Source organism: Streptomyces sp. NPDC060194, assembly GCF_042728285.1.
GTDB lineage: Bacteria > Actinomycetota > Actinomycetes > Streptomycetales > Streptomycetaceae > Streptomyces.
In genome coordinates, this window is the sequence record NZ_JBHWZH010000001.1 from 1 (window position 1) to 23,541 (window position 23,541).

At 72.7% G+C, this 23,541-nt stretch carries 24 protein-coding genes; 15 read left to right on the forward strand and 9 right to left on the reverse strand.

Features of this window, described 5'->3' with window-relative positions:
• Positions 1-185: 185 nt before the first annotated feature.
• Positions 186-974, reverse strand: a complete 789-nt coding sequence (locus tag ACFWEG_RS00005) for a DUF3558 domain-containing protein (RefSeq protein ID WP_387207339.1) — start codon at positions 972-974, stop codon at positions 186-188.
• 161 nt (positions 975-1,135) lie between these two features.
• The gene (locus ACFWEG_RS00010) at positions 1,136-1,993 is read right to left on the reverse strand and encodes a DUF3558 domain-containing protein (protein WP_387207341.1); all 858 of its coding nucleotides are present in this window, start codon (positions 1,991-1,993) and stop codon (positions 1,136-1,138) included.
• 179 nt (positions 1,994-2,172) lie between these two features.
• Here ACFWEG_RS00010 and ACFWEG_RS00015 point away from each other — a divergent pair, with 179 nt between their 5' ends.
• Positions 2,173-3,366, forward strand: a complete 1,194-nt coding sequence (locus ACFWEG_RS00015) for an RtcB family protein (RefSeq protein ID WP_387207343.1) — start codon at positions 2,173-2,175, stop codon at positions 3,364-3,366.
• Between the two features lie 69 nt (positions 3,367-3,435).
• Here the strand turns inward: ACFWEG_RS00015 and ACFWEG_RS00020 are convergent, their stop codons facing one another.
• The gene (locus ACFWEG_RS00020; RefSeq protein WP_387207345.1) at positions 3,436-4,200 is read right to left on the reverse strand and encodes an SDR family NAD(P)-dependent oxidoreductase; all 765 of its coding nucleotides are present in this window, start codon (positions 4,198-4,200) and stop codon (positions 3,436-3,438) included.
• A gap of 151 nt (positions 4,201-4,351) precedes the next feature.
• On the opposite strand from ACFWEG_RS00020, the gene ACFWEG_RS00025 reads away from it, so the two are divergent.
• Complete coding sequence (locus ACFWEG_RS00025; RefSeq protein WP_387207347.1) at positions 4,352-5,098, forward strand: AAA family ATPase; 747 nt, start codon at positions 4,352-4,354, stop codon at positions 5,096-5,098.
• Here ACFWEG_RS00025 and ACFWEG_RS00030 read toward each other — a convergent pair.
• Positions 5,071-5,502 carry a hypothetical protein gene (locus ACFWEG_RS00030; protein ID WP_387207349.1) on the reverse strand — a complete coding sequence of 144 codons (432 nt, stop codon included), beginning with the start codon at positions 5,500-5,502 and terminating at the stop codon, positions 5,071-5,073. The two genes, ACFWEG_RS00025 and ACFWEG_RS00030, sit on opposite strands and share 28 nt — an antisense overlap.
• 100 nt (positions 5,503-5,602) lie before the next feature.
• Complete coding sequence (locus ACFWEG_RS00035) at positions 5,603-6,196, reverse strand: hypothetical protein (RefSeq protein ID WP_387207351.1); 594 nt, start codon at positions 6,194-6,196, stop codon at positions 5,603-5,605.
• A 124-nt stretch (positions 6,197-6,320) separates the two neighbouring features.
• Between ACFWEG_RS00035 and hemL the strand changes: the two genes are divergently transcribed.
• The 6 genes from hemL (at position 6,321) to ccsB (ending at position 12,862) form a co-directional block, all read left to right on the forward strand.
• Entirely contained in the window at positions 6,321-7,637 is a 1,317-nt protein-coding gene (gene hemL / locus ACFWEG_RS00040; RefSeq protein WP_387207353.1) for a glutamate-1-semialdehyde 2,1-aminomutase, read from the forward strand.
• A complete protein-coding gene (locus ACFWEG_RS00045) occupies positions 7,634-8,335 on the forward strand; it encodes a histidine phosphatase family protein (protein WP_387207355.1) in 702 nt (233 codons plus the stop codon). Before hemL ends, ACFWEG_RS00045 begins: the two co-directional genes overlap by 4 nt.
• Positions 8,336-8,559: 224 nt before the next feature.
• Positions 8,560-9,195, forward strand: a complete 636-nt coding sequence (locus ACFWEG_RS00050) for a TlpA family protein disulfide reductase (protein WP_387207357.1) — start codon at positions 8,560-8,562, stop codon at positions 9,193-9,195.
• 13 nt (positions 9,196-9,208) lie between these two features.
• The gene (locus ACFWEG_RS00055; protein WP_387207533.1) at positions 9,209-9,994 is read left to right on the forward strand and encodes a cytochrome c biogenesis CcdA family protein; all 786 of its coding nucleotides are present in this window, start codon (positions 9,209-9,211) and stop codon (positions 9,992-9,994) included.
• 4 nt (positions 9,995-9,998) lie between these two features.
• Positions 9,999-11,774 (forward strand): cytochrome c biogenesis protein ResB, encoded by a 1,776-nt coding sequence (locus ACFWEG_RS00060; RefSeq protein WP_387207359.1) that lies wholly within the window; start codon positions 9,999-10,001, stop codon positions 11,772-11,774.
• On the forward strand, positions 11,771-12,862 hold the full coding sequence (gene ccsB / locus ACFWEG_RS00065) for a c-type cytochrome biogenesis protein CcsB (RefSeq protein WP_387207361.1): 1,092 nt from the start codon (positions 11,771-11,773) through the stop codon (positions 12,860-12,862). The genes ACFWEG_RS00060 and ccsB overlap by 4 nt, the downstream gene beginning before the upstream one ends.
• Before the next feature lie 52 nt (positions 12,863-12,914).
• On the opposite strand, the gene ACFWEG_RS00070 is transcribed toward ccsB, so the two are convergent.
• Together ACFWEG_RS00070 and ACFWEG_RS00075 are read right to left on the reverse strand one after the other, a co-directional pair.
• Positions 12,915-13,376: a nucleoside deaminase gene (locus ACFWEG_RS00070; RefSeq protein WP_387207363.1), complete on the reverse strand. Its 462-nt coding sequence runs from the start codon at positions 13,374-13,376 to the stop codon at positions 12,915-12,917.
• Between the two features lie 14 nt (positions 13,377-13,390).
• Positions 13,391-13,786, reverse strand: coding sequence for a PLD nuclease N-terminal domain-containing protein (locus ACFWEG_RS00075; protein WP_387207365.1), 396 nt, complete (start codon positions 13,784-13,786; stop codon positions 13,391-13,393).
• A 457-nt stretch (positions 13,787-14,243) separates the two neighbouring features.
• On the opposite strand from ACFWEG_RS00075, the gene ACFWEG_RS00080 reads away from it, so the two are divergent.
• The gene (locus tag ACFWEG_RS00080; RefSeq protein WP_387207367.1) at positions 14,244-15,701 is read left to right on the forward strand and encodes a menaquinone biosynthesis decarboxylase; all 1,458 of its coding nucleotides are present in this window, start codon (positions 14,244-14,246) and stop codon (positions 15,699-15,701) included.
• A complete protein-coding gene (mqnP, locus tag ACFWEG_RS00085; protein ID WP_387207369.1) occupies positions 15,698-16,612 on the forward strand; it encodes a menaquinone biosynthesis prenyltransferase MqnP in 915 nt (304 codons plus the stop codon). The genes ACFWEG_RS00080 and mqnP overlap by 4 nt, the downstream gene beginning before the upstream one ends.
• Positions 16,613-16,615: 3 nt before the next feature.
• Here mqnP and ACFWEG_RS00090 read toward each other — a convergent pair whose 3' ends face one another.
• Positions 16,616-17,221, reverse strand: coding sequence for a rhomboid family intramembrane serine protease (locus ACFWEG_RS00090; RefSeq protein ID WP_387207371.1), 606 nt, complete (start codon positions 17,219-17,221; stop codon positions 16,616-16,618).
• Between the two features lie 149 nt (positions 17,222-17,370).
• On the opposite strand from ACFWEG_RS00090, the gene ACFWEG_RS00095 reads away from it, so the two are divergent.
• The 5 genes from ACFWEG_RS00095 to ACFWEG_RS00115 all read left to right on the forward strand — a co-directional run bounded on the left by ACFWEG_RS00095 (position 17,371) and on the right by ACFWEG_RS00115 (position 22,082).
• Positions 17,371-18,033, forward strand: coding sequence for a UbiX family flavin prenyltransferase (locus tag ACFWEG_RS00095; protein WP_387207373.1), 663 nt, complete (start codon positions 17,371-17,373; stop codon positions 18,031-18,033).
• A 114-nt stretch (positions 18,034-18,147) separates the two neighbouring features.
• The gene (locus tag ACFWEG_RS00100) at positions 18,148-18,600 is read left to right on the forward strand and encodes an Lrp/AsnC family transcriptional regulator (protein ID WP_387207375.1); all 453 of its coding nucleotides are present in this window, start codon (positions 18,148-18,150) and stop codon (positions 18,598-18,600) included.
• 85 nt (positions 18,601-18,685) lie between these two features.
• Complete coding sequence (gene mqnE, locus ACFWEG_RS00105; RefSeq protein ID WP_387207377.1) at positions 18,686-19,849, forward strand: aminofutalosine synthase MqnE; 1,164 nt, start codon at positions 18,686-18,688, stop codon at positions 19,847-19,849.
• A gap of 125 nt (positions 19,850-19,974) precedes the next feature.
• Positions 19,975-20,268, forward strand: a complete 294-nt coding sequence (locus ACFWEG_RS00110) for a DUF4229 domain-containing protein (RefSeq protein ID WP_387207379.1) — start codon at positions 19,975-19,977, stop codon at positions 20,266-20,268.
• A 443-nt stretch (positions 20,269-20,711) separates the two neighbouring features.
• A complete protein-coding gene (locus ACFWEG_RS00115; RefSeq protein ID WP_387207381.1) occupies positions 20,712-22,082 on the forward strand; it encodes a dicarboxylate/amino acid:cation symporter in 1,371 nt (456 codons plus the stop codon).
• An 87-nt stretch (positions 22,083-22,169) separates the two neighbouring features.
• Here ACFWEG_RS00115 and ACFWEG_RS00120 read toward each other — a convergent pair whose 3' ends face one another.
• Positions 22,170-23,459: a lipase family protein gene (locus tag ACFWEG_RS00120; protein ID WP_387207383.1), complete on the reverse strand. Its 1,290-nt coding sequence runs from the start codon at positions 23,457-23,459 to the stop codon at positions 22,170-22,172.
• Positions 23,460-23,541: the final 82 nt, after the last annotated feature.

Below are 23,541 nucleotides of genomic sequence, written 5' to 3' on the forward strand. Positions count from 1 at the left end.
TGGTGGCGTTTCTCCTTTTTCGCGCCCACCCGGTTGCCCCCCCCGACCTTGTGTGTGTGGCGGCAAAATCACTGCCACACATGGGGGGCCGGCGCGCCCCGGGTCGGCGTGGCGCCGGGTCGGCCCGGGGCGGGCCGGGCTCCTCGACGTCGTGCCGGTGCGACGCACACGGCCCCGCGGGGCGCCTACTCGGCGGCCGCCGCGGACGCCTTCGGCGAGCCGCTCGCCTTGTCACCGGGCTCGGCGCTCTTGCCGCCGTTGGCCTTGCCCACCGCGGCGACGGCCTCCTTGGCGGCCTTCTCGGCGTCCTTGCGGATGGTGTCGGCCTTCGGGGCCTCGGCGCCCGCGTAGCCGGCGCCGTTGTAGTCGAGCGTCACGATCACGTTGCCCGTGCGGGCCACGACGACGGCGAACTTGAAGGTCTCGCCCGTCTTGCTCAGGTCGTAGGTCACGACGGTGGCCGCGTCGCCGATGCCGTTCACGGCCTCGGACTTCACCGCCTTCGCGCCCTCGGCGCCCTTCGCCGCGCCGACCTGGTCCTCGTACTTCGCCGCGGCCTGCTGGTCGCCGCTGCCGAGCTGCTGGTCGCTCTCCCAGCGCTGGAAGCTCACGTCCAGCCAGCGGTACTGCGAGCCGTCGACGCCCTTGTCGTCCAGGCCATTCCACGCGCAACTGCCGCGCGAGGACACGTCACTGGACTTGCCCGCGTCGCCCGACTTGTCCTTCGCCCCGGGCACCAGGTCCTCGATCGTCTTCTTCCCGACCGCCTTGCAGGGCTCCGGCAGCTCTGCGTACGTCGCCTCGGCGACCTCGGGCTGCTGCGAGGGCTTCGCGGACGCCTCCGCCGACCGGGGCGCGGAGCTCTCGGACTTCGCGTCCGAGCCGGAGTCCGACGAGCAGCCGGAGACGACGAGGATCGCCGGGACGGCCGCGGCGGCGAGGATGCGGGTGATGCGGGCGGATGAACGGTGCATGGTGCCTACAGGTCCTCTGGGGCTTCGGGGGCATGCGGTGCTTCTGCACGGGTCGGGGGTGCGGGGACCGCGTGGGGATCCGGTGTCCTGCTGTTCACAGGTCACGACACCGTAGCCCGACGCGCATCTCCGCGTCCGGTCCGCGGGCGGGGGCGAGGGGGCTACTCGTCGAACAGCTCGGACAGCTTCCGGGCCAGGCCCTGGGCCTTCTCCTGCATGTTCTTGCTGCTCGGAGGCTCGGCCAGGGTGGTCGGCTGCTCGTCGTAGGCGACCGTCACCAGCACGTTCGACGTGCGGAAGACCACAGTCACCGTCCGGTGCCGGGACGCCTCGGCCAGTTCGTCGTCGATGAAGGCGTCGTCGCCGAGGTCCTTGAGGACGCGGGGTTCGAGGCCGTCGGCGGGCGGGGTGGCCGAGGGCTCGCCCGGCGAGGGGGCCCCCGCCGAGGGCTCACCGGACGACGACTCCCCGGCCGACGGTTTCCCGGCCGACGACTTCCCGGCCGACGGTTTCCCGGCCGAGGGCGACGGCGAGGCGGCCGGGCTCTCCGGGCGGCGCGGGTCGGACGGCGCCGGCAGGTCGGCGGCCAGCTCCCGCCGCGTGTACAGGCCCTCCGCGCGGGACGCGTCGCTGACGCCGGGGTCGTACGACACGACGCGCTCGAAGTCGAGCCGCAGCCGGTGGATCGCCTCGTCGCGCTCGGACGGCGCCTTCCAGGTGCAGCCGACCCTGCGGTCCGTGTCGTACGTCACCTTCGGCTCGCCCGCGAACAGCTTCGCGCGCTCGGTGCGGTCGAGGTCCTTCGCGCCGGGCAGCAGCGAGGTGAGCGTGGCGTCGTCGACGGCGCGGCAGGGGTCGGACAGCGTCCGGTACTTGCCCGGCGGGGCGGCGTCGGGGGTGCCGTCGGACGAGCCGGGCTTCGCGTTGCCCCCGTCGTCGGGCCCGCCGGAGCCCCCGGTGCAGCCGGCGAGCAGCGTCGCCGACAGCGCGATACCGAGTGCGTACGCTCTGCGCTGCACGTTCCCTGGCCTCCCTGCGGGGGGCCCGCGGGCGCCCCTCCGTCCGGAAATTCGTTGTCGGCCCCGGGGGGCCGCCGCCCACAATGTCTATCGCACGCATGGCCGTGCATGCCGAACCCGCGTACCTTTTGCCGCTTTCGGCACCTTTTCCAGTCGTGAGAATCACCGGGGGCGGAGTCATGTCGTACGTGGAGGTGCCGGGGGCGCGTGTCCCCATCCGGATGTGGGCCGACCCGGCGTCGGTCGAGCCCGGGGCGATGCAGCAGCTGCGCAACGTGGCGACCCTGCCGTGGGTGAGGGGCCTGGCGGTCATGCCGGACGTCCACTACGGGACGGGGGCGACCGTCGGGTCCGTCATCGCGCTGGAGGGGGCGGTCTGCCCGGCGGCGGTCGGCGTCGACATCGGCTGCGGGATGTCCGCGGTGAAGACCTCGCTGACCGCGAACGACCTGCCGGGGGACCTGTCCCGGCTGCGCTCGAGGATCGAGCAGGCGATCCCGGTCGGCCGCGGGACGCACGACGCGCTCGTGGATCCGCGGCGGTTGCACGGCTATCCGACCGCGGGGTGGGACGACTTCTGGGGGCGGTTCGAGCGGACGGCGGAGGCGGTGCGGTTCCGGCGGGGGCGGGCCGAGCAGCAGATGGGGACGCTCGGAAGCGGAAACCACTTTGAGGAGGTCTGTGTCGATACGTCCGGTTCGGTGTGGCTCATGCTCCACTCCGGCTCCCGAGGCATCGGCAAGGAACTCGCCGAGCACCACATCGGCATCGCGCAGAAGCTCCCGCACAACCAGGGCCTGGTCGACCGCGATCTCTCCGTCTTCGTCGCCGACACCCCGCAGATGGCGGCCTACCGCGAGGACCTGTTCTGGGCGCAGGAGTACGCCCGCCACAATCGCTCGATCATGATGGCGCTCCTGAAGGACGTCGTCCGGCGGGAGTTCAGGAAGGCGCGGGTCACCTTCGAGCCGGAGATCAGCGCGCACCACAACTACGTGGCGCAGGAGCGCTACGAGGGCGTGGACCTGCTGGTCACCCGCAAGGGCGCGATCCGCGCGGGGACCGGTGAGTACGGGATCATCCCCGGCTCGATGGGCGCGGGTTCGTACATCGTGAAGGGCCTCGGGAACGAGGCCGCGTTCAACTCCGCCTCGCACGGCGCCGGTCGGCGGATGAGCCGCAGCGCGGCGAAGCGGCGGTACACGGTCAAGGACCTGGAGCGGCAGACGCGGGGCGTCGAGTGCCGCAAGGACGCGGGGGTGGTGGACGAGATCCCGGCCGCCTACAAGCCGATCGAGCAGGTCATGGAGCGGCAGCGGGACCTCGTCGAGGTCGTCGCGAAGCTGAAGCAGGTTGTCTGCGTCAAGGGCTGAGATGCGGCCCGGGCGGACGGCGCGCCCGCGCCGGGGGCCCTGCACCCCGCGGCCCGTGCCCTCCCGCGCTCACTGCTCGCGGTGGACCTTCGCGTTCGACGCCTGGGCGCGGGGGCGGACGACGAGGAGGTCGATGTTGACGTGGGAGGGGCGGGTGACGGCCCAGGTGATGGTGTCGGCGACGTCGTCTGCGGTGAGGGGGGCGGCGACGCCGGCGTAGACCTTCGCCGCCTTCTCCGCGTCACCGCGGAAGCGGGTCGTGGCGAACTCCTCGGTGCGGACCATGCCGGGCGCGATCTCGACGACCCGCACCGGCGTGCCGACGATCTCCAGCCGGAGGGTCTCCGCCAGCACCCGCGCCCCGTTCTTCGCGGCGACGTACCCCGCCCCGCCCTCGTACGTCGCGTGGCCGGCCGTCGAGGAGACGATCACCACCGTGCCGTCCCCGCTCGCGGTGAGCGCGGGGAGCAGCGCCTGGGTGACGTGCAGCACGCCGAGGACGTTCGTCTCGTACATCGTGCGCCAGTCCTCGGGGTCCCCGGTGGCCACCGGGTCCGCGCCGAGCGCGCCGCCCGCGTTGTTGACGAGCACGTCGCAGCGGTCGAGGCCGGCGGCGAAGGCCTGGACGGCGGCGCGGTCGGTGACGTCGAGCGGGTGCGCGGTGGCCTGGTGCCCGGCCGCGACGAGCTCCGCGGCGAGCGCCTCGATCCGGTCCTTGCGGCGCGCGGCGAGCACGACGTGGTGGCCGGCCGCGGCGAGCTGCCGCGCGGTCGCCGCGCCGATGCCGCTGCTGGCTCCGGTGACGACGGCGATGGGGCTCCCGGCGACGCTCATGACCTGACTCCTCGTGCGCGTGATCGACGTGATCGAATCGATATGCGGCCAGGATAGGACCCCCCACCGACAGCGGTCCGCTCCCGTCCACACGCCGGACCGCCCCGGAGCGCGCGGGCGGCCTCCGGTACCGGCGGGGACACTGGGGAACGTGATCGTGGAACGCGCGTACGTGACGCCGCCCGTCTCCGGCCGCGAGTCCGGCGCCTGGCCCTGGACGGTGCCCGCCGTCCGGCAGTTCGCGGCCGACGGGCTGCGCTTCCGGGCCCCGGTGACGTTCCTCGTGGGGGAGAACGGCTCGGGCAAGTCGACGCTCGTCGAGGCGTTCGCCGAGAGCTTCGGCCTGGACTCCTACGGCGGTTCGCACGACTGGCGCTACGCCTCGCACCGCGAGAAGTCCCCCCTCGGCGAGCGCGTCCGCTTCGACGCGGCCGCGCGGGGACGGCGGATGGCGACGAGCTGGTCCGCACGCAAGGGCTTCTTCCTGCGCGCGGAGACGGCGCTGGACGCGCTCGGCCGCGAGCGGCTGCGCTGGGACGCCTGGGACGGCGACCGCAGGGGCCCGGACGAGGTCAGCCACGGCGAGGGCTTCCTGACCGCGTTCCGCCAGAAGTTCTCCGCGGTGGGCCTCTATGTCCTCGACGAGCCGGAGTCGGCCCTGTCGTTCTCGTCCTGCCTGGAGCTGATCGGCCACCTCGACCAGCTGGCCCGTGCGGGCGGCCAGGTGGTGTGCGCCACGCACTCCCCGCTGCTCACCGCGCTGCCGGGGGCGGACATCGTCGAGCTGGACGGCGAGGGCATGCATCGCACGGCCTGGGCGGACCTGGCGCTGGTCGACCACTGGCGGCGGTACCTGACCGAGCCGCGGGCCTACCTGCGGCACGTGCTGGAGGGCTGAGGCCGGTCAGCGGAGGGGGAGGTCGGGGGCGGTGGTGTAGCCGTCGGGGCGGACGAGGAGGGTGTCCCGATGGGGGAGCCGGGGCGCCAGTGGACGCGGAGCGCGTCGGGGACGGCGAGGGGCGTTTCGGTGCCGAGCGGGCTGATCTCGACGAAGCGTCCGGCGCGCAGGGCTTCGTGGAGTCGGCCGCCGCCGTGGAGCGCGATGTCGGGGACGCGGCGGGTGGCGGGTCCGTAGGACAGCGCGATGCCGCTGATCTGGCCCGCGCCCCGCCGGGCGGCGGAGCGGGCGTGCCGCAGCACGGCCGTGGCGAGGGTGCGGGCGGCGCGGCGGGCCGGGGTGCGGGCGGTGGCGAGCCGGATCAGCGCCCCGCTGCTCCACGGGAACCCTGACGCCTCCCGCACGGGTGTGGCGACTCTTGTCGGCCGATCCAGGCCACCCGGGTCTGCTCGTCGCCGCGTCCGAGTCCGACCTGCGGCTCCCGGACGCCGGTCTCGTCCCCGGTCAGGGCCAGACGAGGCAGTACGCCTGGTGCCCGGCGTCGTGGAGCCGGTGGCTGAAGTCCTGCCACTCGTGGAGCAGCTGGTAGACGTTGAACGCGTCCCGGGGGCCGCCGCGGTCGGGGACGGTGGACCAGATGAACGCGGCGGCGCCGACGGTCTCCTCGCCGATGCCGCGCAGCGGGTCGACGACGGTCATGGGGAGCTTGACCACCGCGTAGTCGGGGTGGAGCACGACGAGCTCCAGCGGGGGGACCTTGTGCAGCGGTATGCCCTGGATGCCGGTGAGCACCATGGCGGCCATGGTCTCCGGCTTGATCTTGGTGAACATGCCGCCCATGCCCAGTTCGTCGCCGCCGAGTTCCTCGGGGCGCATGGTCACCGGGACCCGGGCCGCGGTCTTGCCGTCGGGCGCGCCGAAGTACTTGTACGTCACCCCCACCCGGCCCTCACTCCTGCTTCCGCTTCCGCTCCCGTCGACCGGGTGGCCCTCGGCCTGCGCGCCGGCCTCCGCCTCGCGCCGGTGCCTGCCTGCCCGTCGGGCGCGCCGCGGGCCGAGGTCGTCGGTTCCCCCGCCCAGTCCACCACCGCGATGCATATCTCCACCCGACTGCTTGCGTGTCCGCGGGCACGGCCGCGCGACCCGATGATCGTGACAGTGACCTCCCCCACGGGCGTGCGGTGAAACACCTCTCCGCAATACCGTCCGGGCCTCTGACACCATGGCCTGTGTGAGCCTTCCGTATAGCGCCCCAGTTTCGCAGAATCTTTTCGACCGTGCGGCGGTCGTCACGCCCGGCGGCGTGAACTCCCCGGTGCGGGCGTTCCGCGCCGTGGGGGGTACGCCCCGGTTCATGGTGTCCGGTACCGGTCCGTACCTGACGGACGCCGACGGCCGTGAGTACGTCGACCTCGTGTGCTCGTGGGGACCGATGATCCTCGGTCACGCGCACCCCGAGGTGACCGCCGCCGTCCAGGCCGCCGTCGCGCGCGGCACGTCGTTCGGCACGCCCGGCGAGGGCGAGGTCGCGCTCGCCGAGGAGATCGTGGCGCGGATCGCCCCGGTCGAGCAGGTGCGGCTGGTGTCCTCGGGCACCGAGGCGACGATGTCCGCGATCCGCCTGGCCCGCGGTTTCACGGGCCGCGCCAAGGTGGTGAAGTTCGCCGGGTGCTACCACGGCCACGTCGACGCCCTGCTCGCCGCGGCCGGCAGCGGTCTGGCGACGTTCGCGCTGCCGGACACGCCCGGGGTGACCGGTGCGCAGGCCGGCGACACGGTGGTGCTGCCGTACAACGACCTGGACGCCGTCCGGGAGGCGTTCGCCGCGCACCCGGGCGAGATCGCGTGCGTGATCACCGAGGCGTCGCCGGGCAACATGGGCGTCGTGCCGCCCGCCCCCGGCTTCAACGCCGGTCTCAAGGAGCTGTGCCGGGAGAACGGCGCCCTGTACGTCTCCGACGAGGTGATGACCGGCTTCCGCACGTCCAGGGCCGGCTGGTTCGGCGTGGACGGCGTGGAGCCGGACCTGATGACGTTCGGCAAGGTGATGGGCGGCGGGTTCCCCGCGGCGGCGTTCGGCGGCCGCAGGGACGTCATGGCGCACCTGGCGCCGGCCGGCCCCGTCTACCAGGCGGGCACCCTGTCGGGGAACCCGGTGGCGACGGCGGCGGGCCTGGCGCAGCTGCGGCTGCTCGACGACGCGGCGTACGCGAAGGTCGACGCGGTGTCCCGCGAGATCCAGGAGCTGGTCACCGCGGCGCTCACCAAGGAGGGCGTCGCCCACCGGGTGCAGAACGCGTCCAACATGTTCTCGGTGTTCTTCACCGCGGACGAGGTCAGGAACTACGAGGACGCCAAGCGGCAGGAGTCCTTCCGCTTCACCGCGTTCTTCCACGCGATGCTGTCCCACGGGGTGTACCTGCCGCCGTCGGCCTTCGAGTCGTGGTTCGTGTCCACGGCGCACGACGCGCGGGCGGTCGAGCGGATCGCCGACGCCCTCCCGGCGGCGGCCCGGGCGGCCGCGGAGGCGACGGCATGAGCACGGACGGCAGCGGCACCTCCACGCGGGACATCACCGTCGTCCACCTGATGCGGCACGGCGAGGTGGAGAACCCCGACGGGCTGCTCTACGGGCGGCTGTCGGGCTACCACCTGTCCGACCTCGGCCGGAGGATGGCCGACCGGGTCGCCGAGCACCTGGCGTCCAGGGACATCACCTACGCGGTCTCCTCGCCGCTGGAGCGCGCCCAGGAGACGGCGACGCCGATCGCCAAGGCGCACGGCCTGGACCTGGCGACGGACGCCCGGCTGATCGAGGCGGAGAACGTCTTCGAGGGCAAGGCGTTCGGCGTCGGCGACGGCGCGCTGCGCCGGCCGGAGAACTGGAAGCACCTGACGAACCCGTTCAAGCCCTCCTGGGGCGAGCCGTACCTGGAGCAGGTGGTGCGGATGAAGGGCGCGCTGGACGCGGCCAGGGACGCCGCGCGCGGCCACGAGGCGGTGTGCGTCAGCCACCAGCTGCCGATCTGGATCGTGCGCAGCTTCGTCGAGCGGCGCCGGCTGTGGCACGACCCGCGCAAGCGGCAGTGCACGCTGGCCTCGCTGACGTCGTTCACGTACCAGGGGGACGCGATCGTCTCCGTCGGGTACAGCGAGCCGGCGCTCGACCTGGTGCCCGAGCACCTGCGGGCGGGCGCGAAGCCGGCCAAGGGCAAGTCCAAGGCGTTCGGCGCCTGACGGGCCCTCGGGACGCGTGACCGGTCGGCCGCGGCAGCGCCTCCTCGGGGGAGCCGCCGCGGCCGACCCGTATTCGGGTGCGCCGGGAATTCGCATTCCAGGACGCGGATTCGCGGCCCTTTCCGCGCATTACCGAATTCGCTTAACTCCGCCCGACAACGGGTGATAAGGGTCACCCAGGGGGGTGGGAAAGATCCCCCGGAAGGTCATGCGAAACTTTTCACATGGCTCTTATCCGTGCCCCGCGCCGTCATGCCCTCCGCAGCGGCGGCCGCCGGCCCCGCATCGCCCTGGCCACCGCCGGCATCGCGGTCGCCGCGCTCACGCTGTCGGCGTGCGGGGGCGACAACCCCGGCTCGACCGGTGCCGGCGGCACCAAGTTCATCACCGGGAAGACCGGGGTCGAGACCGTCGCCGAGGGCGACCGGAAGCCCGCCCCGACGCTCGACGGGAAGACCCTCCAGGGCACGGCGCTGAGCACCGACGACTACAAGGGCAAGGTCGTCGTCCTGAACGTCTGGGGCTCCTGGTGCGCCCCCTGCCGGGCCGAGGCGAAGTACCTGCAGGAGGTCTCGCAGGAGACGAAGGACAAGGGCGTGCAGTTCGTCGGGATCAACACCCGCGACCCGGAGAAGGGCCCCGCGATCGCCTTCGAGGAGGAGCAGGGCGTCACCTACCCGAGCCTCCACGACCCGACCGGCAAGCTGCTGCTGCGCTTCCCCAAGGGCAGCCTGAGCGCCACCCGGGTGCCCTCCACGCTCGTCCTGGACCGCGAGGGCCGGATCGCCGCCCGCTCGCTCACCCGCGTCAACGACACGGACCTGCGCCGCATGATCGACCCGCTGCTCGCGGAGAAGTGAGCCGGTGTCCGCTGTGATCCCGCTCGCCGCCGGCCCGGCCGCGCACCTGCTCGCCGTCGACACCGCCGAGACCGTCACCCACGGCGCGCTGCTGCTCGCCCTGCCGATCGCCCTGCTCGGCGGCCTGGTGTCGTTCTTCTCGCCGTGCGTCCTGCCGCTCGTCCCCGGATACCTCAGCTACGTCACCGGGATGAGCGGGGCCGACCTCGCGGACGCCAGGCGCGGGCGGATGGCGACCGGAGCCTCGCTGTTCGTGCTCGGCTTCACCGTCGTGTTCGTGTCCGGCGGGGCGCTGTTCGGTTACTTCGGCCAGGAACTGCAGGCCCAGCAGGAGATCCTCACCAAGGTGCTGGGCGGGGTGATGATCCTGCTCGGACTGTTCTTCATGGGGCTGATGCCCTGGATGACGCAGCGCGAGTTCCGCATCCACAAGAAGCCCGCCGTGGGCCTCGCGGGCGCCCCGCTGCTCGGCGCGCTGTTCGGTCTCGGCTGGGTGCCGTGCATCGGGCCCACGCTGGGCGCCGTCAACGCGCTCGCGTTCAACGAGGGCAGCGCGGGCCGGGGCGCGCTCCTGAGCGTCGCCTACTGTGTGGGGCTGGGCGTTCCCTTCGTGCTCGCCGCGGTCGCGTTCCGCAAGGCGCTGGGGGCGTTCGCCTGGGTCAAGCAGCACTACGTGTGGGTGCTCCGCGCCGGCGGGCTGATGATGATCGCCGTCGGGCTGCTCCTGCTCACCGGCGTCTGGGACACGCTCGTCCAGTCGATGCAGGTATGGACCGCCGACTTCACTCCTGGGATCTGAACCAATGGGAAAGACCGAAGCACGCCGGACCGCGGACGGTCCCGCCGAGGACGGCACGGACCGGGACCTCGGGGCAGCCGGCTCGCGGCTGTCCACCGCCCCCCAGGAGGAGGCCGCGCCCCCGCCCGGCGGCGCGGCGCCCGCGATGGGCGTCGTCGGCTGGGCCCGCTGGTTCTGGCGGCAGCTCACCTCGATGCGGGTCGCGCTGATCCTGCTCTTCCTGCTCTCGCTCGGCGCGATCCCCGGCTCGCTCATCCCGCAGAACAGCGTGGACTCTTTCAAGGTGCAGCAGTTCCAGGAGCTGCACACCACGGTCACGCCGATCTACGAGAAGCTCCAGCTGTTCGACGTCTACTCGTCGGTCTGGTTCTCCGCGATCTACATCCTGCTGTTCGTGTCGCTGATCGGCTGCATCGTGCCGCGCACCTGGCAGTTCGTCGGCCAGCTCCGCTCGCGGCCGCCGGGGGCGCCCAAGCGGCTCGACCGGCTCCCCGCCTACACGACGTGGCGCACGACGGCCGCCCCGGACGAGGTGCGCACCGCCGCCGCCTCGATGCTGCGCAGGCGGCGGTTCCGTACGGACGCGGGCGAGGGGGCCGGGGCGGTCGCGGCCGAGAAGGGCTTCCTGCGGGAGGCCGGGAACCTCGTCTTCCACGTGGCCCTGATCGTCATGCTGGTCGCGTTCGCGTCCGGGCAGCTGTTCAAGTCCGAGGGCGGCAAGCTGATCGTCGAGGGCGACGGCTTCGCCAACACGCTCTCCCAGTACGACGACTTCCGCTCCGGCTCGCTCTTCTCGACCGACGACCTGGAGCCGTTCAGCTTCGACCTGAAGAGCTTCACCGGGACCTACGAGCGCAGCGGTCCGCAGAAGGGCACCCCGCGCACGTTCGAGGCGGACGTCACCTACTCCGAGGGCGCCGACGGGCCCGTCCGGAAGAAGACCATCGAGGTCAACAAGCCGCTCGAGGTCGGTGACTCGAAGGTCTTCCTGATCTCGCACGGCTACGCGCCCGTCGTGACCGTCCGCGACGGCCGCGGCAAGGTCGTCTACAGGTCGGCCGTCCCGCTGCTGCCCGTCGACGCCAACGTCTCCTCCAACGGGGCCGTCAAGGTGCTCGACGGGTACCGCGACGCGAAGGGCAGGAAGGAGCAGCTCGGCTTCCCCGCCTTCTTCGTGCCGACGTACCCCGGCAAGGGGCAGATGTTCAGTGCGTACCCCGGACTGGACTTCCCCGTCCTCAACCTCGGCGCGTACCACGGCGACCTGGGGGTGGACGCGGGCATCCCGCAGAACGTCTACCAGCTGGACCGCAAGGAGATGAAGCCGTTCAAGGACGCCGACGGCAACATCCTGAAGAAGACGCTGCTGCCCGGCGAGACCATGACGCTCCCCGACGGGGCCGGCTCGATCACCTTCGAGAAGGACGTCAAGGAGTGGGCCAGCTTCCAGATCTCCCAGCAGCCGGGCAACTCCGCCGCCCTGTTCGGGGCGATCGCCGCGATCCTCGGCCTCATCGGCTCGCTGTTCGTCCAGCGCCGCCGGGTGTGGGTGCGCGCGACCCCGGGCCCCGACGGCGTCACCGTCGTGGAGATGGCCGGCCTCGGCCGCTCGGAGTCCGCGCGCCTGCCCGAGGAGCTCGCCGACCTGGCCGCCACCCTCTACGAGCGCGCCCCGGGCGCCCCGGACGCGCCCGGGCCCGCGGACACCTCCGACACCGGCGCGACCCCGCACGACACCGCCCGTACGCCCACCCCCGCAGCCGAAGGGGCCGAGAAGTGAATCTCGCCGCCGCAACGACCAACGAGAGTCTGGCGAACATCAGCAACACGCTGATCTATTCGGCCATGGCCGTCTACACCCTGGCGTTCCTCGCGCACATCGCGGAGTGGACGCTCGGCAGCCGCAGCAAGGTCGGCCGGACGGCCGCCGCGCTGACCGCGACCGGCCGGCCCGCGGCGGCCGTCCCGCCCGCCGTGCAGGTCAAGGACGCGGCGGGCGGGACGGTCGTGCTCGACAAGCCGCGCGTCGTCGTCCGCGCGGCCGCCGGGTCGCGGGACGTCCCCGACGGGCCCGGCGCCGCCGGCGGCACCGAGCAGGGCGACCTCTACGGCCGGATCGCCATCTCGCTCACGGTCCTCGCGTTCCTGATCGCGGCGGGCGGGGTGCTCGCCCGCGCGCTCTCGGTGCAGCGGGTGCCGTGGGGCAACATGTACGAGTTCTCGATCACCTTCTCCACGGTGGCCGTCGGCGTCTACCTCGCGCTGCTGCTCGCGAAGAAGAACATCCGCTGGCTCGGTCTGCCCCTGGTCACCACCGTCCTCCTCGATCTCGGTCTGGCCACTACTGTTCTCTACACCGCCAGCGACCAGTTGGTTCCCGCGCTCGACTCGTACTGGCTCGTCATCCACGTCTCCACCGCGATCTTCTGCGGCGCGGTGTTCTACGTCGGCGCGGTCGCGACCCTGATGTACCTGCTGCGCGACTCCTACGAGACCAAGCTGTACGGCGGCGGCACCCCGGGGAGGTTCGCGAACTCGGTGCTCAGCCGGCTCCCCTCGGCCGCCTCGCTCGACAAGTTCGCCTACCGCGTCAACGCGGCCGTCTTCCCGCTGTGGACGTTCACGATCATCGCGGGCGCGATCTGGGCCGGCGACGCCTGGGGCCGCTACTGGGGCTGGGACCCCAAGGAGGTCTGGTCCTTCATCACCTGGGTCGCCTACGCCTGCTACCTGCACGCCCGCGCCACGGCCGGGTGGAAGGGCCGCAAGGCCGCGTACCTGGCGCTGCTCGCCTTCGGGTGCTGGCTGTTCAACTACTACGGCGTGAACATCTTCGTCACCGGCAAGCACTCGTACGCGGGCGTCTGAGCCGGTCGCCGCACGTCGAAGGGCCCGTACCCCCGCCCGGGGGTGCGGGCCCTCAGTCGTCGCCGATGTCCTCGTTCCACAGCGCGGGGTTCTCGGCGGTGAAGTCGCGCATCAGGGCCCGGCACTCGGCGTCGTCCAGGAGCACGATCTCGACGCCGTGCTCCGCGAGCCAGTCGTGCCCGCCGTGGAAGGTGGCCGCCTCGCCGACCACGACCCGGGAGATGCCGAACTGGCGGACCAGGCCCGAGCAGTACCAGCAGGGCGAGAGGGTGGTCACCATGGTGGTGCCCCGGTAGGTGCGCTGCCGGCCGGCGGCGCGGAACGCGGCGGTCTCGGCGTGGACCGACGGGTCGCCGTCCTGCACGCGGCGGTTGTGGCCGCGGCCCAGGAGCGCCCCGTCGGGGCCGTAGAGGGCCGCGCCGATGGGGATGCCGCCGGTCGCGAGCCCGGCCAGAGCCTCGTCGCGCGCGGTCGCCAGCCAGGCCTCGTACAGCGCGCGGGCGTCGTCGCTCATGTGCGGGCCGCCGCTCAGGCCTCGTCCTCGGCCTTGCCCGGCTCCCGCTTGCGGGGGTCCGCCTCCCCGGGGGCGGCGGGGTCGGAGGCCTCGTCCTCGGGGGCGGGCCGGTCGCCGTTCGGGGACGGCGGCCTGCGCAGGGAGTCGAGGAAGTCGGGGTTGTCGTCCGGGGCGACCCAGCGGGCGCGCTGGCCGCCCCACCGGTCGCCGCCCCCGCGTCCGCCCGCCGGCTGCCGGGTCTTCCCGGTGGCCAGCCACGCGACCGGGCCGACGATCCAGAACAGCAGGACGATGAACACCCAGGCGATCTTCGGCAGGTGCTTGACCTCGTCTTCCGGGGTGTTGAGGCAGTCGATAAAGGCGTAGATGGTCAGCGCGAGCGGGATGACGAACATCAGGACCCTGAGCATGTGGCGCTTCCCCCTGGAGAGCGGCGGCGGACCCGCGACGGAGCCCCGGTGGTACCCGCCAGGTTAATCGCTCGCGCGGACGGACGACCGCGGTTCGCCCCCTTCCCGGACGCCCGCGCTCCGCCCGCCGGTCGGCGACCGGCGGGCGGGTCGCCACCCCGGCAGCGCGCCCGCGCCTCCGCGGCGGCACCTCGCGCTCCGCCACCCGTCGTCGCGCTGCCCCGCGTCGCCGCCCGCCGCCCGCCGCCCGCCACCCGCCGTCCCGCCACCCGCCGTCCCGCCGCTCGCCGCCACGCCGTCCCGCCGCCCGCCGTCCCGCCGCTCGCCGTCCGCCGTCCGCCACTCGCCGCCGCGCCGTCCCGCCACCCGCCGTCGCGGCGCCCGCCGCCCCACGCCCGCCGTCCGCCGCCCGGACCCGCCGTCCCGTGACCTCGGTCGGGTGCCGGATACTGGCCCCATGGCTTACGACGATCTCCGCTCGCTCCTCCGGGCGCTCGAGCGCGAAGGCGACCTCAAGCGCATCAAGGCCGAAGTCGATCCGTACTTGGAGGTCGGGGAGATCGTCGACCGGGTGAACAAGGCCGGCGGTCCCGCGCTGCTCTTCGAGAACGTCCGCGGCTCGTCGATGCCGCTCGCGATGAACGTCTACGGCACCGACCGCCGCCTCCTGAAGGCGCTCGGCCTGAAGTCGTACGCGGAGATCAGCGAGAAGATCGGCGGACTGCTCAAGCCGGAGCTGCCGCAGGGCTTCGTCGGGATGCGGGAGGCGTTCGGCAAGCTCGGCGCGATGACGCACGTCCCGCCGAAGAAGGTCAAGGCGTCCGACGCGCCCGTGCAGGAGGTCGTGCTCCAGGGCGACGACGTCGACCTGGAGGCGCTGCCGGCGCTGTTCACCTGGCCCGAGGACGGCGGCTCGTTCTTCAACCTGGGCCTGACCCACACCAAGCACCCCGAGACCGGGGTGCGCAACCTCGGCCTGTACCGCCTCCAGCGCCACGACAAGCGCACGATCGGCATGCACTGGCAGATCCACAAGGACAGCCGCAACCACTACGCCGTGGCCGCCGAGCGAGGCGAGCGGCTGCCGGTCGCGATCGCCTTCGGCTGCCCGCCGGCCGTCACCTACGCCTCCACCGCCCCGCTGCCGGGCGACATGGACGAGTACCTGCTCGCCGGGTTCATCCAGGGCAAGCGGGTCGAGATGGTCGACTGCAGGACCGTTCCGCTGCAGGTGCCCGCGCACGCCGAGGTCGTCATCGAGGGCTGGCTGGAGCCCGGCCGGATGCTCCCCGAGGGCCCGTTCGGCGACCACACCGGCTTCTACACCCCCCAGGAGCCGTTCCCGGCCCTCACGATCGACTGCGTGACCATGCGCAAGCGCCCGCTGCTCCAGTCGATCGTCGTGGGCCGCCCGCCGACCGAGGACGGCCCCCTGGGACGGGCCACCGAGCGGTTCTTCCTGCCGCTGCTCAAGGTGATCGTCCCGGACATCGTCGACTACCACCTGCCCGAGGCCGGCGGCTTCCACAACTGCGCGATCGTCTCGATCAGGAAGAAGTACCCGAAGCACGCCCAGAAGGTGATGTCCGCGATCTGGGGCGCGCACATGATGTCGCTGACCAAGCTCATCGTGGTCGTCGACGACGACTGCGACGTGCACGACCTGCACGAGGTCGCCTGGCGGGCCCTCGGCAACACCGACTACGCGCGCGACCTCGTCGTCGCCGAGGGCCCGGTCGACCACCTGGACCACGCCTCCTACCAGCAGTTCTGGGGCGGCAAGGCGGGCATCGACGCCACGAAGAAGCTGCCCACGGAGGGCTACACGCGCGACGGCGGCTGGCCGGAGATGGTGGTCTCCGACCCGGAGACGGCCGCCACGGTCGACCGGCGCTGGAAGGAGTACGGGCTGTGAGCGCGGCGACAGGGGACGCGGCCGCCGCCCCGGAGACCCCCGGCCGGACGAAGGCGTTCCTTCGGCTCGTGATGATCGAGCACTCGGTCTTCGCGCTGCCCTTCGCGTACATCGCCGCCCTCACCGCGATGTTCCAGCTGGACCGGAACATCCACTGGCTGGACCTGCTCCTGGTCACCCTCGCCATGGTCGGCCTGCGCACGTTCGCCATGGCCGCGAACCGGATCATCGACCGCGAGATCGACGCCCGCAATCCGCGCACCGCGCACCGCGAGATCGTCACCGGGGCGGTGTCCGTCCGCTCGGCGTGGACCGGTGCGCTGATCGCGCTCGCGGTGTTCCTCGGCGCGGCCGCGCTGCTCAACCCGCTGTGCCTGGCGCTCGCGCCGGTCGCGGTGGTGCCGATGGTGGTCTATCCCTACGGGAAGCGGTTCACGAACTTCCCGCACGCCATCCTCGGGATCGCGCAGGCGATGGGCCCGATCGGCGCCTGGATCGCGGTGACCGGGGAGTGGTCCTGGGACGCGGTGATCCTGGGCGTCGCGGTCGGGGTGTGGATCGGCGGCTTCGACCTGATCTTCGCCTGCCAGGACGTGCAGGCGGACCGCGCGCACGGTGTGAAGTCCGTCCCGGCCCGCTTCGGCATCCCGGCCGCGCTGCACGGCGCGCGCGCCTGCCACGCGGTGACGACGGCGCTGCTGGTCTGGTACGCGCTGGCCACGGACGCCGGGGTGTTCTTCTGGCTCGGCCTGGCGATCGTCGTCGCGGCGTTCCTCTACGAGCACACCCTGGTCAAGCCGCACGACCTGTCCAAGCTGAACCGGGCGTTCTTCACGGTGAACGGCTTCATCGGGATGGCCCTGTTCGGCTGCGCGCTGATCGACCTCCTGGTGCGCGGTCTCACCCTCTGAGGGTCACGTCCCGAGCCCGGGCGCGGCGCGGCGGCGCCGGAAGAGGTAGGCCGCCGCGACGCCCGTGACCAGTCCGAAGAGGTGCCCCTGCCAGCTGACGCCGCTGTCGGTGGGGGATATGCCCAGCAGGATCGAGCTGCCCCAGACCGCGCCGATGACGACGCCGACGGCCATGTCGAGCGGGGAGGCGTCGACGAAGCCGCGGACCACGAGGTAGCCGAAGAGGCCGAAGATCAGGCCGGACGCGCCCGCGGTGTTGGTGTTCTCGGGGGAGACCAGCCACACCCCGAGGCCGTCGACCACCACGATCAGCGCGCACACCGCGAGGAAGCGCCGTATGCCGCCGAGGGCGGCGAGGAAGCCGAAGACGAGCAGCGGCAGGCTGTTGGCGGCGAGGTGCCCGAAGCCGAAGTGGACGAAGGCGGAGGGGACGACGTCGCCCAGGTCGCCGGTGTCCCGGGCGGTGATGCCGAAGGTGTCCAGGGAGTGGCCCGTGACCGTGTCCACGCCTTCGAGGACCCAGAGCAGGACCAGCCAGCCGGCCATGAGCAGGCCGGCCGCCTTGGCGCGCTCGGCGCGGCCCCATCTCGCCCCGTTCTCGACCGCCATCGCGGACCCCCGTGCCTCCCGGCCGCCGGCTCGGCCTCCTTCAGGGGACAACGCCCGGAGCCCGGCTCCCGGTTCCCGCCGGCCCTCCCGCGCGGGCGGGATGTCCGACCCGCCGGATAGGCTCGGGGCCATGGACGAGGGCACGGCAGATGACTGACGGCGAGCGCGTTCCCTGGGTCGTGGGCGTCTCCGGCGCCTCGGGCACGCCGTACGCCGCCGCCGTGCTGCGCGGGCTGCTCGCGGCCGGCGAGAGCGTCGACCTGGTGGTCAGCCGCGCCTCCCGGCTCACGCTGCTCGACGAGACGGGCATCGCGTTCCGCGACGCGCACGCGGCCGACGACCTGCGGGCCTGGCTCGCGCGCGGCGCCGACGGCAAGCCGGACACCTTCGACGTGGACGTCTCGGGGGTGCGGCACTGGCCGGCCGGCGACCTGGCGGCCGGTCCGTCGTCCGGCTCGTACCCCGTGCGCGGGATGCTGATCGTGCCCGCGTCGACGGCCTGTGTGGCCGGGGTGGCGCTCGGGCTCTCCAAGGACCTGCTCCAGCGGGCCGCGAGCGTCACGCTCAAGGAGCGGCGCAGGCTGGTGGTCGCGGTCCGCGAGACGCCGCTGAGCGGTCAGACGCTCAGGCAGCTGGTCGCGCTGGACGAGGCGGGCGCGGTGGTCCTTCCCGCGTCCCCCGCCTTCTACGCGGGCGCGACCCACATCCAGGACCTCGTCGACTTCGTCGCCGGCCGGGTTCTGGACGCGGCCGGCGTCCCGCACGGGCTCTACCGCCGCTGGGAGGGCGGGCTGGGCGGCGGGCGCGCCTGAGTTCTGCCCCGGCAGCGACGCCGTGCAGAAAAGATTTGCAGGATCTATGCCTTTCCTGCCTTGGATTCTATACTCGGGTCCATACGACTCTGAACAATGAAAGGTCTCGTGCGCATGGACGCGGTGGACAGGCAGCTCATCCAGGCTCTGCGGGAGAACGGCAGGGCCTCGTACGCCGAGCTCGGCCGGCTCGTCGGCCTCTCCGGGCCCAGCGTGACCGACCGCATCAACCGCCTGGAGGGCGCCGGGGTCATCACCGGCTACCGCGCGACGGTCGACTCCAAGTCGCTCGGCCTGGGGGTGACCGCCCTGATCGGCATCTCCCTCTCCGACGCCGCCGACCACGAGGACGTGGCCCGACGGCTGAAGGACCTGGAGGAGATCGAGGACTGCTGGTTCATCGCCGGCGACGACTCGTTCATGCTCAAGATCCGCTGCGGCGACGTCGACGAGCTGGAGCGCACCATCCGCCGCCTCAGCGGCACCCGGGGCGTCTCCCGCACCCGCACCACGATCGTGCTCTCCACGAAGTGGGAGAACCGGGTCGGGGAGCTGCCGGAGGAATGAGGGGGTCCGGGGGTCACCCCCGGCAAAGGGGCGTGGCGTACGGTTGACAGCAGCCTGAACGGCACGGAGAAACAGGAGGCGCCAGGTGGACGCGGGACTCAAGCGCGAGCTGGAGCAGAAGGTGCGAGCGGGCGAGCGGCTCACCCGCGAGGACGGCATCGCGCTCTACGAGAGCGACGACCTGGCCTGGCTGGGCGGCCTGGCGCACGAGGTCCGCACGCGCAAGAACGGCGACGTGGTCCACTTCAACGTCAACCGCCACCTGAACATGACCAACGTGTGCACCGCGTCGTGCGCGTACTGCTCGTTCCAGCGCAAGCCGGGCGAGAAGGACGCGTACACGATGCGCATCGAGGAGGCCGTGCGCCTGGCCAAGGCCATGGAGAACGAGAACCTCACCGAGCTGCACATCGTCAACGGCCTGCACCCGAACCTGCCGTGGCGCTACTACCCGCGCTCGCTGTCCGAGCTGAAGAAGGCCCTGCCGAACGTCTCCCTCAAGGCGTTCACCGCCACCGAGATCCACCACTTCGAGACGATCTCGGGCATGTCCGCCTCCGACATCCTCGACGAGCTGATCGAGGCCGGCCTGGAGTCGCTGACCGGCGGCGGCGCGGAGATCTTCGACTGGGAGGTGCGGCAGCACATCGTCGACCACCGCACCCACTGGGAGGACTGGTCGCGCATCCACCGCCTCGCGCACCAGAAGGGCCTCAAGACGCCCTCGACGATGCTCTACGGGCACATCGAGGAGCCCCGCCACCGCGTCGACCACGTGCTGCGGCTGCGTGAGCTGCAGGACGAGACCGGCGGCTTCCAGGTCTTCATCCCGCTGCGCTACCAGCACGACTTCGAGGACATGAAGGACGGCAAGATCCGCAACCGCCTCCAGGCCCGCACCACGATGGCCAGCGGAGCGGACGTCCTGAAGACCTTCGCCGTCTCCCGGCTGCTCTTCGACAACGTGCCCCACGTCAAGGTCTTCTGGGTCATGCACGGCGTGCAGACCTCGCAGCTCGCGCTCCAGCACGGCGCGGACGACATGGACGGCTCGGTCGTCGAGTACAAGATCACCCACGACGCCGACAACTACGGCACCCCGAACAAGCTCGGCCGCGAGGACCTGCTGGAGCTGATCCGGGACGCCGGCTTCCGGCCGGTCGAGCGCAACACGCGCTACGAGGTCATCCGCGAGTACCCGGGCCCGGACGCCGAGCGCCGCGAGTCGCCGCAGCTCATGCGCTTCTGACGGTACGCCCCGATCCCCGCCGTCTTGCGGGGGTCCGGGCCGTGCTGTACTGGATGCGACGCACCGTTCGACGTCGCGCGCGGAGCACCGCGCGCCGGCGTAGCGCACAGAGAGAAGACCGGACCGTGGCCCTGAAGACGAGCGCAACCCTCCGCTACACCGCGATGCGCCTCGGCGTCTTCGCGGTCACGCTGCCCGTCGTCTGGCTCCTCGTGTGGGTCGGCGGCTTCCCGGCCGGGCTCGGCGACTCGAACCTGCTGTGGGTGCTGCTGCTCGCGATCGTCATCTCGGCGCCGCTCAGCTTCGTGCTGCTGCGCAAGCAGCGCGAGGCGATGAGCGAGCAGATCGTCGCCCGCGTCGACCGCACCAAGGCGCGGATCGAGGCCAACCGCTCCCAGGAGGACGGCGTGACCCGCTGAGGGTCCGTTCCGTCTGGTTCGTCACACCGTCTCGTCACCGGGCCCCGGCCGGAGTTCACCGCTCCGGACCGGGGCTCCGTGCTGTCCGCGCACGTGGCCACGGGGCCGCGCGGGAGGCGCGGTCGTGCCGGGCGGGCCGCCGTCCCAAAGAACGTCTTTGGGATTACCAAAGTACAAGTGTTAACGTCATCGCCATGACGACCGCCGCCGCGCCCCGCACCACCATGAGCGTCCCGCTCGTGGCGCGCCTGCACGTCGACCTCTGCCGCCGCGTGTCCGCGGCCTGTCGTCGCGTCTGAGCCGTCCGGGCCCCCACAGCCCGCGCGACGACGCGGCGACGCCCCACGGCGGCATCAGCCGGAACCCCGTGTGCCTCCAGCGCCGCGCGTCCCCCCCCGTACCGAATCCCCCGCCCCCGCGCGTCCCCCCACCGGAGTGTGTCCGTGTCCGCGAATTCCGCCCCCGTCGACGAGAAGCCCCAGCAGCCCGGTGACCCCGGGCAGCCGGCGCGCCGTCGCCGCATATCCTTCGGCCCGTTCTGGGCCCAGATCCTCGCGGGTCTGGTCCTCGGCGTGCTGCTCGGCTGGCTGGCCCGCAGCCAGGACGTCAGCTGGCTGGTCACCACCCTGGACAAGGTCGGCGGCATCTTCGTCCAGCTCCTGAAGCTGGCCGTCGCCCCGCTGGTCTTCTTCGCGATCCTGATCTCGATCACCAACCTGCGGCAGGTCAACAACGCGGCCCGGCTCGCCTACCGCACCCTCCTCTGGTTCATGATCACCTCGCTGATCGCGGTCGCCATCGGCCTCGCGATCGGCCTGGTCACCAACCCGGGCGAGGGCACCGGCCTGACCCCGAAGGACGGCGGCCTGTCCGACACCAAGGGCACCTGGATCGACTTCCTGACCGGGATCGTCCCCGAGAACGTGATCGCCCCGTTCACCGACCTGAACGTCCTGCAGATCGTCTTCATGGCGGCCGTCGCCGGCATCGCCGCGCTCCAGCTCGGCGAGAAGGCCCAGCCGATCCTGACGCTCTCGCAGTCGATCCTGGAGCTGCTCCAGAAGGCCCTGTGGTGGGTCATCCGCCTCGCCCCGATCGGCACCATCGGCCTCATCGGTTACGCGATCGCCACCTACGGCTGGGACCTCATCAGCAAGTACGCCGTGTTCACCGCGGACGTGTACATCGGCTGCGCCCTGGTGATGTTCGGCGTCTACCCGCTGCTGCTCGCCACCGTCGCCAAGGTCAGCCCGCTGCAGTTCTTCAAGGGCGCCTGGCCCGCGATCCAGCTCGCGTTCGTCTCCCGCTCCTCCGTCGGCACCATGCCGGTCACCCAGCGGGTCACCGAGCGCCTGGGCGTCCCGAGGAACTACGCCTCCTTCGCGGTGCCGTTCGGCGCGACGACCAAGATGGACGGCTGCGCCGCGATCTACCCGGCGCTGGCCGCGATCTTCATCGCGCAGATCTTCGGCATCGACCTCGGGATCGGCGACTACCTGCTGATCGCGTTCGTCTCGGTCATCGGCTCCGCCGCAACCGCCGGCCTCACCGGCGCGACGGTCATGCTGACGCTGACCCTTTCCACGCTGGGCCTGCCCCTGGAGGGCGTCGGCCTGCTGCTCGCCATCGACCCGATCCTGGACATGATGCGCACCGCCACCAACGTGGCCGGCCAGGCGCTGGTCCCGGTGATCGTCTCCGCCCGCGAGAAGATCCTCGACCTGGACGCGTTCAACTCCGCGTCCGCGTCGCCGATCGACGACGACGAGTACGACACCGACGCCGAGCGCGACCGTCAGCTGGTCGCCGCGTAACGCCGCTCCCGGCACCGCGAGGACGTGCTCCTGGAGCGCGATGCGGCGGGCCCACCCCTGGACGGGGGGTGGGCCCGTCTTCGTCTGTCAGCAGTCGCCCGGTTCGGGGACGCCCGCGAAGCGGTCGGAGAGCCAGTCCGCGGCCCGGGGGGACTCGGCGAGCGCCGCGTCGACGTGCCCGCCGGCTTCGACCGCCCGCCACCGCACCGCCGCGCCGCGGCGGCACCAGTCCGCGCGGATCCGCCGCCCGGCGTCGTACGGGATCAGCTCGTCCTCGCGGGCGTGGTAGAGGTACACCGGTCGGTCCGGGCGGTCGGTGCCGACGGCGGACTCCCCGAGACGCCGCTGCCAGTCGGGGCGCCCCAGGGGGTCGCGCACGGTCAGGTCGGCGAGGCGCTTGGAGGAGCCGACGGTGGAGCCGAGCGCGACGCAGTGGGCGCGCAGGTGGCCGAGCAGGGCCCGGCCCGCCGGGTTGAGGTCGTCGTCGAGCCGCAGCTCGGGGAAGGCGGCGTCCTGCCCCGACAGGGACATCCACACCAGCGCCGAGCCGCGCCCGCCGTCGTTGGCCCGGGCCGTCTCCGCCAGGTCGCCGGGGACGCCGCCGGCCGCCGTGCCCGCCAGGTCGAGCTCGGGCGCGTAGGACGCGTGCAGCTCGGCGGCCCAGCCGGCGGCCTGGCCGCCCTGCGAGTAGCCCATGACGCCGACGGGCGCGTCCGGCCGCAGGCCCGCCTCCGGCAGCCGCAGGGCGGCGCGGACGGCGTCCAGGACGGCGTGCCCGGCGGAGCGGCCCACGGTGTACGTGTGCTCGCCCGGGGTGCCGAGGCCCTCGTAGTCGGTCACGGCGACCGCCCAGCCGCGCCGCAGCAGCCCCTGGATCAGCGGCCCCTCGACGGCCGTCCCGCGCGGGAACGCCGCGCTCGGCGCGCACGGGTCCGCGAGCCCCACCGTGCCGACGGCGTAGCCGACGAGCGGGCGCGGGCCCGCGTGGTCGTCGTCCGGGACGAGCACGGTGCCGGAGACGGTGTTCGGCGCGCCGGTCGCGGTCGTCGAGCGGTAGCGGATCCTCCAGGCGCGGGCCTCGACCGGCCCCAGCGGCAGCACGCGGAAGGCGGTGGGCTCGACGCTGACGACGTCGCCGGGCCGGGCGGGCGGACGGTCGGTCGCGGTGGGTGCCGCCGCACCGGTCGTGTCCGCCGCCCCCGCCGCCCCCGCCGCCCCCGTCGGTTCCGGCGGCGGGGCGGCGCGGGCGGCCGGTACGGGCCCGGACACCGACAGCGCGGCCGACAGGGCGAGCGCGGCGAGGGTACGGGCGGCCGGCGCGGGCGCAGCCGGGCCGAGCGGGCCGCGGCGGCGGGGGCGGGAGCGGACGAAGCGCATCCGCCCAGCTTCGCCGACGCTCCGTCACCGGGGGGCGATGCGCGCCGGGAGTGCGACCGGACAAAGGCAGGAGCCCCGCTCG